This window comes from Acidipropionibacterium thoenii DSM 20276 (assembly GCF_000423445.1).
Classification (GTDB): Bacteria; Actinomycetota; Actinomycetes; order Propionibacteriales; family Propionibacteriaceae; genus Acidipropionibacterium; species Acidipropionibacterium thoenii.
Genome location: NZ_AUHZ01000033.1, coordinates 1 through 9,235, shown reverse-complemented (window position 1 = coordinate 9,235; position 9,235 = coordinate 1). Strand labels below are relative to the sequence as shown.

Below are 9,235 nucleotides of genomic sequence, written 5' to 3'. Positions count from 1 at the left end.
GAAAGCCGGTTCGGTGACGAGGTGGGCCTCGAACTACGGTCGATCAACGGCAGCCCTGCCCGGTACCTGTCGGCCCACCGCTTCACCGTCGCGGGCGAGCACTGGAACCGTTCCGCCGCCCGCCGCAACGACCAGCCCTGTTCCACGACGAGAACAGCAAGACGACGACGCCCTTCCGGTGTCAAGGGTGCCTTAGCGTGAGTCACGAAGACCTCCGTGGTCAGGAGAGTGAGTGTGGTAACCCATATCCTGCCCGGAGGTCTTCGCTACCTCACCCGTTCACAACCTCCCGGGGAAGTACAGCTAGCGGCTGGACTCCGACCTTCCAGCACTGAGCCCCGCGCGCCGGATCCGGTGCCGCTACGGTGACCGCGAACACCTGGCCGGATGTGCGGATCCGGTGGTCCGGCGGCCCGGCACCACGAGCTGCGGGGAGAGATATCGTCGGCACCTACAATCGGACCATGCCCGATCAGCCCAGGAAGCTCATTCTCGCTGCCCCGCGAGGCTACTGCGCCGGCGTCGACCGCGCGGTGGTGACCGTCGAGAAGGCTCTTGAGCGTTACGGAGCACCGGTCTACGTACGCAAGCAGATCGTCCACAACCGCCATGTCGTCGAGGACCTGATGGCTCGTGGCGCTGTTTTCGTCGATGATCTCGACGAGGTCCCCGACGACGCCCTGGTGGTCTTCTCGGCCCACGGGGTCTCCCCACAGGTCAAGCAGGAGGCCCAGCGACGTGGACTTCGGACCATCGACGCCACCTGCCCGCTGGTGACCAAGGTGCACCACGAGGCCCGTCGGTTCGCCACCGACGACACCCAGATCGTGCTCATCGGCCACGCCGGTCACGAGGAGGTCGAGGGCACCACCGGGGAGGCTCCCGAGCACATCACCCTGGTGCAGGGGCCCGAGGAGGTCGCCGATCTGGAGCTGGATCCGCAGCGACCGGTCTCCTGGCTGAGCCAGACCACGCTCAGTGTCGACGAGACCGCGCAGACTCTCGATCGGCTGCGCCAGCTGCGCCCGGACCTGCTCGACCCGCCGTCAGACGACATCTGTTACGCGACCTCGAACCGGCAGTACGCCATCACACAGATCGGCGCCCACTGCGATCTGGTGATCGTGGTCGGATCGGCCAACTCCTCGAACACCGGCCGGCTGGTCGACGTCGCCGTGGCGGCCGGCGCAGGAGCTGCCCATCGGGTGGACGACGCTGCCGAGATCGACGACTCCTGGCTGGACGGGGTGGCCACGATCGGGGTGACCAGTGGGGCATCGGTGCCCGAACAGCTCGTCCAGGATGTGTTGGCAGTGCTGGAGGCCAAGGGCTGGCCGCCGGCAGTCGAGGAGTCCCTCATCGAGGAGTCGATGACCTTCGCCCTTCCGCCCCAGCTGCGCAGCCGCCGCACCAGACCGGCGGCCACCGGAGCCTGATGGTCCCGGCTGCTCGACCAGCAGACGGTGCGAGGCGGTTTCAGGGTCTCAGGAGGCTTGGCGCTGACCCGCTGGGTCGGTGGGCACGCCGGCGGTGGTCTCGGATGGCAGCGCCTCGGGATCTGGGATCGCCGGGGCGGTGAGCTCCGGCGCAGTCATCGGCCTGGTCGCCTCGGAGGCCGGCGTCGGGGATGGCAGGTCGGAGGTCGTCACACCCATCTGCTCGAATCTGCGCGCGCTCACCAGTACCCGCGTCTCCAGGGAGCCGACCGCAGAGTTGTAGCTTCTGACAGCCCCGGTCAGCGAGCGCCCCAGCCGATCCAGATGACCCGACAGGGTGGCCAGCCGGGAATGCAGATCCCGGCCCAGAGCGGCCACCTCGGCCGCCGAACGAGCCACCTCCTGCTGGCGCCAGGCCAGTGCGATCACCTTGAGCATCGGGATGAGGACTGCCGGATCGGCCAGCACGATATTGCGCCGCGAGGCGTACTCGTGAAGGTCCGGCATCTCGTCGAGGGCAGCCTGCAGGAAGGCATCCGAGGGCAGGAAGAGGATGACGAACTCGGGGGAGTCGATCTCGGTGCGCCAGTAGTCCTTGGCCGAGAGCTGGTCGATATGACCTCGGACGTGACGCGCGAAGTGCGCTAGATGAGCGGCCCGCTGGTCAGGATCGTCGGTGCCGGCAGCGTCCAGGAAGGCCGACAACGGCGTCTTCGCATCGACGTGGACGCACCGGTCACCGGCCATCCGGATCGTCATGTCGGGGCGCAACGGCTCCCCGGAGGCCACCGTGGTCGACTGCACCTCGAAATCGCAGTGCTCGACCATCCCGGCCAGCTCCACGACCCGGCGCAGCTGCACCTCCCCCCAGGCGCCGCGCACCTGCGGTTTGCGCAACGCAGTGACCAATGATGCGGTCTCGCGGCGAAGGCCCTCCCCGGCGGCGTTGACCATCTCCACCTGTTTGCCCAGCGAGGCCGTCATGGAGGCCCGCTGCTGCTCGACCTCACTCAGACGCCGCTCCAGCTTGTCCAGAGCCGCGGCCACCGGCGTCAACAGGTGCTGAGTGTCGGCCACCGTCCGCTCCGCGGCCCGATCGGCGCGCAGCTGCTGCACATTGAGGGCCTCCGCCGACAACGCCTTGAACCGGTCGGCCATCGCGTCGCGATCGGCAGCGGTGATCTGGGCACGCTCCTCGGCGGCCTGGCACTGAGCCTCGGCCACCTCGGTGCGGGCACGTTGCGAGGCCGTCTCGGAACGGCTGCGCAGCTGGCCGACCAGCCATCCGATGACCAGTCCGAGGACCAGCCCGATGCTGAGCATCACGATGTGGGAAGCGCTCATGGTGACAGCCTGCCAGCCGGCACCGACACTTTTCCGGGTGCTGTGGGCGGGGCCGGGGATCTGCCGGCAGTCGGGTGGTTGAATGGCCGGCGTGTCAGCACAACTTCTGCCAGGCTCCGCCGCCGATGAGTCGGCCGAGGCGCGATTCGCCGCCCACATCGACGACCTCATCTCCTTCGTGAGGGCCTCCCCGACCTCCTATCACGCGGCCGCCGAGCTCTCCCGGAGGCTGGACCGGGCAGGTTTCCACCAGCTCGACGAGACCTTGCCCTGGGCCGCGGTCGAGGGCCGGCACTACGTCCTGCGCGACGGAGCGGTGATCGCATGGCAGACGCCGGCTTCGATCAGTGAGAAGACCGCCTTCCGGATCGTCGGCTCCCACACGGACTCGCCGTCGTTCAAGCTCAAGCCCCACGCCACCACCACCAACTACGGCTGGCAGCAGGTCGGCATGGAGGTCTACGGCGGGGGACTGCTCAACTCCTGGCTGGACCGCGACCTGGGGCTGGCCGGTCGGCTGGTGACGCGCGACGGCGAGGTCCATCTGGTGCGCACCGGGGCGATTCTTCGGATCAGCCAGCTCGCCCCGCATCTGGACCGCAGTGTCAACGAGGACCTGAGGCTGGACCGCCAGCGCCACCTGATGCCGATCCTGTCGGTGTCGCGGCCGGATCTGGACGTCGAGGACCTGCTGTGCGAGGAGGCCGGCATCGATCGGGCCGACCTCGGCTTCCATGACATCCTGGCCTTTCCCACCGAGTCCCCGGCCGTGATCGGCCCCCGTCAAGAGTTCCTGGCCAGCTCCCGGCTGGATAATCTGTCCTCGGTGCACTCCTCGATCGCTGCGATGGTCGGCGTCGACCCCGCCGACGACATCGCGGTGATGGCCTGCTTCGACCACGAGGAGGTCGGTTCGGCGACCCGCTCGGGAGCCTGTGGCCCCCTCCTTGAGGACCTCCTGGTGCGTCTGGCCGAGGGGCTGGGCCGGGTCGGTGCCGGGTATCGCGCGATGATCGCGCGATCCTCCTGCATCTCCTCTGACGCCGGCCACGGAGTCCATCCCAATTACGTCGACAAGTTCGACCCGACCAATCATCCGCTGCTCAACCAGGGGCCGTTGCTCAAGGTCAATGCCAACCAGCGCTACGTCACCGACGGTGTCGGAGGGGCGCTGTGGATGCGCGCCTGCCAGGCGGCGGGGGTCCCCACCCAGGCCTTCGTCTCCAACAACTCGGTGCCCTGCGGCTCCACCATCGGGCCACTCACCGCGACCCGGCTGGGGATGCTCACCGTCGATGTCGGCACGCCTCTGATGTCGATGCACTCCACCCGTGAGCTGGCCGGGGTCGCGGATCTGAGCTACCTGAGCTCGGCCCTGGGGGCCTACTGGGCGGGGGCCTGAGAGAGCTTTCCCGAGACGGCCTCGGTCTGCCTGAGGGGGCAGGCCGGGATGCCGGTAGGCCGACCGTGTCGTCAGTCGAAGTCGGCTATCACAGCTTCTTCATCTGGCACATCTTCTGGAAGGCCTCCGGCTCGCTGATGTCCGGCATCTTCTCGGGCACCACCTGCCAGCTCACCCCGAACCGGTCCTTGCACCACCCGCACTGCTCGGCATCGGGCTGGGTGGAGAGCACGTCCCAGAGCCGGTCGATCTCAGCCTGGTCGGAGCACAGCGTCATCAATGAGATTCCCTCATTGAAGGTGAAGTCCTGGGGAGCGCCCGAATCCATCGCGGCGAACCACTGGCCCGACAGGGTGAAGTCGGCATAGGCCAGGGCCCCCTGGGGCTGGGGACCGGCGGAGCCGGCGTCCGGCAGATCGGAGTACGGGAAGGTGTCCCCGCGCTGCGAGTCCTCGAAGAGCCAGGTGTAGAGCTCGATGGCCTCCGAAGCCTGGGTCCGGCCGTGGGGATACATCAGCATCGGGGTCACGAAGGGTCGCGGCTCGTCGCCGGGCTGGCTTGTCATCAGCTGCCAGTTGACGCCGTAGCGGTCCTCGACCCAGCCGTAGTGCGGGGAGAACGGGTAGGAGCTCAGCTCCATCCGGATCAGGCCGCCGATGAGCAGGCGCTTCCAGATCCGGTCGAGTCGAGCCTCGGCATCGGCGTCCCGGGACGGGTCGAAGTGCACCAGGAAGGAGATCGACGGGTTCGGGCGGAACTCCGATCCGGCATTGATCGCCGAGAAGGTGAGATCGCCGATCCGGAACTGGATCTCCAAGGTGTCGCCGGCGAGGGGCTGCTGGAAGTCCATCAGACCCTCGGTGGGGTAGTTGATGGCTGACAGCTCCTCGCTGTCGTCGAAGACGGACAGGTAATGGTCCACGGCCTCGCGAGCATTGCGATTGAACCAGATGGCCGGGATGATTCGGTGTGCCATGGGCCGACGCTACGCGCCAGCGGGTCAGCTGGCCGATAGCAGCCGCAGCGCCCCGGTAAGATGGGCCGACGTGGCACTCACCATTGGAATCGTCGGTCTCCCCAATGCCGGCAAGTCAACCCTGTTCAACGCACTGACCCGCAACGACGTGCTGGCGGCCAATTACCCGTTCGCCACCATCGAGCCGAATGTCGGGGTGGTCGGTGTGCCGGACGCCCGCCTGGACACGCTGACGAAGATGTACAGCTCGGTCAAGACCGTCCCGGCCACGGTGTCCTTCGTCGACATCGCCGGCATCGTCAAGGGCGCCAGTCAGGGCGAGGGGATGGGCAACGAGTTCCTCTCCAACATCCGTGAGGCCGATGCGATCTGCCAGGTGACCCGTTGCTTCGATGATGATGACGTCAGCCATGTCGACGGCAAGGTCGACCCGGCCTCGGACATCGAGACGATCACCACCGAGCTGGTGCTGGCCGACCTGCAGACCCTGGACAAGCAGCTTCCCAGGCTCCAGAAGGAGGCGGCGATTCGCAAGGAGTCGCGGCCCAGGGCAGCAGCGTGGGAGGAGGCTCAGAAGGTCCTCGAGGAGGGACGGACGATCTTCTCGGCCGGACTTGATCCCGAGCCCCTGCATGATCTGTTCCTGCTCACCACCAAACCCTTCATCTACGTCTTCAACTGCGATCAGGACCAGCTCGCCGACGAGGCGTTCCAGGCCACGATGTCCGAGCTCGTCGCTCCGGCCGAGGCGATCTTCCTGGATGCCGAGTTCGAGGCCGAACTGGCTGAGATGGAGCCCGAGGACGCCGCCGAGTTCCTGGCGGATGCCGGCGTGACCGAGCCGGGCCTGGACAAGCTGGCTCGGGTCGGCTTCGACACCCTGGGCCTGCAGACCTTCCTCACCGCAGGTGAGAAGGAGTCTCGGGCCTGGACGATCCACAAGGGGTGGACCGCACCGCAGGCGGCCGGCGTCATCCACACCGACTTCCAGAAGGGGTTCATCAAGGCCCAGGTGGTCTCCTTCGACGATCTGGTCGCCTACGGCTCCGAGAAGGAGGCCCAGGCCGCCGGCAAGCTGCGGCTGGAGGGCAAGGACTACGTCATGCAGGACGGGGACGTCGCGGAGTTCCGTCACAGTTAGCGGTGTGGAGGAAGGAGATAGCATGCTCGGACAGCTGCAGTTCGACAAGGACCGTGCGTTCTACATAGGGCTCAACAAGGTCGCTGATGCGCGGGTAGCTGGTGCGCACTTGATTCCGGATCAGACCTACACTTCGAAGGCGAAGTTGAAGGCGGCGGGTGCTGTTACCCCCGCCGGGGTAGTTGGAAGCTTATCCACGAGCAGTTCTGTGGAATCTGGCGTCAGCTCCATCCCCGTGACTGATTCCGCGGACCGAGCCCAGCTTCTAGTGTCCTGAGTCGGAAGTTTCTGGTTAGTCCTGGTAGACTCTGCTCATGCCGAGGCCCACAGTCGAACCCGTGCACCTGACCGATGAGGAACGAGCGGTCCTGGAAAGCTGGACCCGCGGGCGAGTACTGGCCGCCTGGCGCACCAGACGAGCCCGCATCATCCTCGAACTCGACAACGGAGCCACCATCGGCCGGGTCGCCGAGCTCGCCGGCTGCTCGCGCACCACGGTCAGCAAGTGGCGCGCCCGTTTCGCCGCCGACCGCCTCGACGGATTGGAGGATGCGCCCCGGCCGGGGCGGCCCCGGGCCATCTCCGATGAGCAGGTTCAGGCCCTGATCGACCGGACCCTTCACTCCAAGCCCGCCAACGGGGACCGGGCCTGGTCGACCCGCAGCGCCGCCGGGGCCGCCGGGATGAGCCAGTCGATGGTCTCGCGGGTGTGGCGGGCCTTCGGGCTGAAACCCCAGGCCGTCGACTCCTGGAAGCTGTCTACCGATCCCGACTTCGTCGACAAGGTCCGTGACGTCGTGGGCCTGTACATGAACCCGCCGGAGAACGCCCTGGTGCTGGCGGTCGATGAGAAGACCCAGATCCAGGCCCTGGACCGCACCGCCCCGATCCTTCCCGTCCTGCCGACCAGCCCGGCCAAGGCCTCCCACGACTATGTGCGCCACGGCACCACGAGCCTGTTCGCCGCTCTCGACGTGGCGTCGGGGTCTGTGATCACCGAGCATCACGCCCGTCACACCGCCGCCCAGTTCATCGGGTTCTTGACCACGATCGACAAGGCCGTGCCCACCGACCTGGAGCTGCACCTGGTCCTGGACAATTACTCGACTCACAAGACGGAGAAGGTCCATACGTGGCTGTTGCGTCACCCCCGGTTCCATCTGCACTTCACCCCGACGTACTCGTCGTGGTTGAACTTGGTGGAGCGCTGGTTCGCCGAGTTGACGTGCCGGAAACTGCGGGGCTCGGCGCACCGGTCGGTGACGGAGTTGAAGGCTGACATGCAGGGGTGGATCAAGCAGTGGAACGCAGACCCGAAACCGTTCGTCTGGACCAAGACCGCTGATGCGATCTTCGAGACTCTGGCGTGCTCCTGCACGATCCTGAATCACACCAACGACCAACCCGAAACTTCCGACTCAGGACACTAGCGATCGCGCCTCAGGTGTTCTCGGAAGTATCGAAGCGTTCCGTAACAGTGAATGCCCAGACAGAGTTCGCTCTGGGACAGGACTATCTTTACGCAGGTTTGGTACGATTCCAAGTTCGGACTCATGACGATTTTCGTGAACCGGACCAGCTCGAAACCGCTCCTCGTCTTGGGCTTTGGCTTATTGAGATTCCTGACACAGAGCCAGCTCACGAAGCCCAGTCTGTGACTTGGATTGTGCTCAGCGGCACCGCGGAAGGGCAACTCAAGACAACTTTGGGTGGAAGCGTCTCCGAATGGCGCGGGGGCTCACAGACGGAGCATCTATTCGAGCTCCTGACTGAGAAGATGGCCGGGCGGGCACGCAAGGACAATGATGATCGCTGGTTGCGTGATCCGTACTATGTCCGGGCCGCGCGCAATCTCCTTAGTACCTCGATCGAGCAGCGTGTTGAGATGGCGTTTCTATGCTTAGAGGTGCATGACTGTCCGACCAGCGGCGACGGAGCCGAGGTGAGTTTTCTGGACTGGACTCCTGCGTCAACTTCGCGGGAGGTTCCCGTAAGCAAGGTTGTTCTGGGCACGCCGTACTTTGTGCAGTTTTCGAACGACCCCAAGCGGGAGCTCAGTGATCAAGACCGCAGTCTCTGGCAACGTTTCAAGGAGTTCTTCGGCTTTGGTGAGTGACGAGTACCTGGTTGAGTTCCGCCACGGTTAGCGGTGTGGGGCGGGGAGTAGTTTGATGGATGCAGCAGTTGCCGGAATCGTCGGGGCTATCGCGGGTGGTGTGATTGGTGCGATCGCAACGCTCGCCGCGACAGTTGTGAGTGGCTGGCTATCCGCACGTCAGGCCCGTAACCAGGCGCGAGTCGCACTTGTCCGGGAGATCATGCGCTACCGGGGTGACCAGAAGCGACTCGTGGATGCGCTCAACGAGATACCGCTGATGTTTGGCCATGACGCGGAGTGCGTGCGACTGTTGCGGTCCATGACCGGCGCGGCGTCCGACGGGGCGCGAACGAATGCACTGAGGGACCTCATCATCCGCCTGGCGAAGCTAGCCAAGATCAACAAAACAGTGACTCACTCCGACATAACGACGCCACTCTCATACGTGGAATAGGCGCGTGGTGGAGTTCCGTCACAGTTAGCGGTGTGGATTGGGATTGAGCGCGTAGCTCGCTAGAACTCGGAAGGGTGATCTTCGCAATGGAAGTACGGACTCTAACGGCTCATCATAATCCACGGTGTAGCTGAGGTCTGAACCCGCCGGTTTCGAGGAGGGATCTGGCGACATAGTGGGTGAGGTTGCGGAAGCCGAGGGCTGATCCGCGGAGGTGCTCGAGGCGGCCATTGATCGCCTCTGTGGGACCGTTGCTGGTGCCGGGCCGGTCGAAGTAGGCCAGCACGTCGACCGCCCGCTGCTTCAGCGTGCGGCCCAGTGTGCGGAGTTCGACCAGCGCTGCTGGGACGCCGCTGGCGAGGCTGGCGATGAGCTTGTTCATGA

General features: G+C 65.6%; 10 protein-coding genes. 6 read left to right on the top strand and 4 right to left on the bottom strand.

Features of this window, described 5'->3' with window-relative positions:
- Positions 1-206: helix-turn-helix domain-containing protein (locus G554_RS17300; protein WP_154654245.1), on the bottom strand; the 206-nt coding region annotated here is incomplete at its 3' end.
- Positions 207-464: 258 nt separating this feature from the next.
- Between G554_RS17300 and G554_RS0109055 the strand changes: the two genes are divergently transcribed.
- Positions 465-1,436, top strand: coding sequence for a 4-hydroxy-3-methylbut-2-enyl diphosphate reductase (locus tag G554_RS0109055; protein ID WP_027587642.1), 972 nt, complete (start codon positions 465-467; stop codon positions 1,434-1,436).
- A gap of 48 nt (positions 1,437-1,484) precedes the next feature.
- Here G554_RS0109055 and G554_RS15630 read toward each other — a convergent pair whose 3' ends face one another.
- Entirely contained in the window at positions 1,485-2,780 is a 1,296-nt protein-coding gene (locus G554_RS15630) for a DNA recombination protein RmuC (protein WP_084648443.1), read from the bottom strand.
- A gap of 106 nt (positions 2,781-2,886) precedes the next feature.
- Between G554_RS15630 and G554_RS0109040 the strand changes: the two genes are divergently transcribed.
- On the top strand, positions 2,887-4,182 hold the full coding sequence (locus G554_RS0109040; RefSeq protein WP_027587641.1) for a M18 family aminopeptidase: 1,296 nt from the start codon (positions 2,887-2,889) through the stop codon (positions 4,180-4,182).
- A gap of 88 nt (positions 4,183-4,270) precedes the next feature.
- Here G554_RS0109040 and G554_RS0109035 read toward each other — a convergent pair whose 3' ends face one another.
- On the bottom strand, positions 4,271-5,158 hold the full coding sequence (locus G554_RS0109035; protein ID WP_027587640.1) for a VOC family protein: 888 nt from the start codon (positions 5,156-5,158) through the stop codon (positions 4,271-4,273).
- Positions 5,159-5,228: 70 nt separating this feature from the next.
- On the opposite strand from G554_RS0109035, the gene ychF reads away from it, so the two are divergent.
- From ychF to G554_RS17680, 4 genes are all read left to right on the top strand, one after another.
- Complete coding sequence (ychF, locus tag G554_RS0109030) at positions 5,229-6,299, top strand: redox-regulated ATPase YchF (RefSeq protein ID WP_027587639.1); 1,071 nt, start codon at positions 5,229-5,231, stop codon at positions 6,297-6,299.
- Positions 6,300-6,613: 314 nt separating this feature from the next.
- Positions 6,614-7,729, top strand: a complete 1,116-nt coding sequence (locus G554_RS15625; RefSeq protein WP_051232803.1) for an IS630 family transposase — start codon at positions 6,614-6,616, stop codon at positions 7,727-7,729.
- A 14-nt stretch (positions 7,730-7,743) separates the two neighbouring features.
- Positions 7,744-8,415: a hypothetical protein gene (locus G554_RS0109010; protein WP_154654244.1), complete on the top strand. Its 672-nt coding sequence runs from the start codon at positions 7,744-7,746 to the stop codon at positions 8,413-8,415.
- A 55-nt stretch (positions 8,416-8,470) separates the two neighbouring features.
- Positions 8,471-8,851, top strand: a complete 381-nt coding sequence (locus G554_RS17680; RefSeq protein ID WP_154654243.1) for a DUF6680 family protein — start codon at positions 8,471-8,473, stop codon at positions 8,849-8,851.
- A gap of 112 nt (positions 8,852-8,963) precedes the next feature.
- On the opposite strand, the gene G554_RS15620 is transcribed toward G554_RS17680, so the two are convergent.
- A partial coding sequence (locus G554_RS15620; protein WP_036925278.1) for an ISL3 family transposase occupies positions 8,964-9,235 on the bottom strand: 272 nt, incomplete at its 5' end.

Excerpts from the sequence above, each read along its gene's own strand:
- G554_RS0109055 (WP_027587642.1), top strand. The coding sequence starts at position 465 with ATGCCCGATCAGCCCAGGAAGCTCATTCTCGCTGCCCCGCGAGGCTAC.
- G554_RS15630 (WP_084648443.1), bottom strand. The coding sequence starts at position 2,780 with ATGAGCGCTTCCCACATCGTGATGCTCAGCATCGGGCTGGTCCTCGGA.
- G554_RS0109035 (WP_027587640.1), bottom strand. The coding sequence starts at position 5,158 with ATGGCACACCGAATCATCCCGGCCATCTGGTTCAATCGCAATGCTCGC.
- G554_RS15625 (WP_051232803.1), top strand. The coding sequence starts at position 6,614 with ATGCCGAGGCCCACAGTCGAACCCGTGCACCTGACCGATGAGGAACGA.
- G554_RS17680 (WP_154654243.1), top strand. The coding sequence starts at position 8,471 with ATGGATGCAGCAGTTGCCGGAATCGTCGGGGCTATCGCGGGTGGTGTG.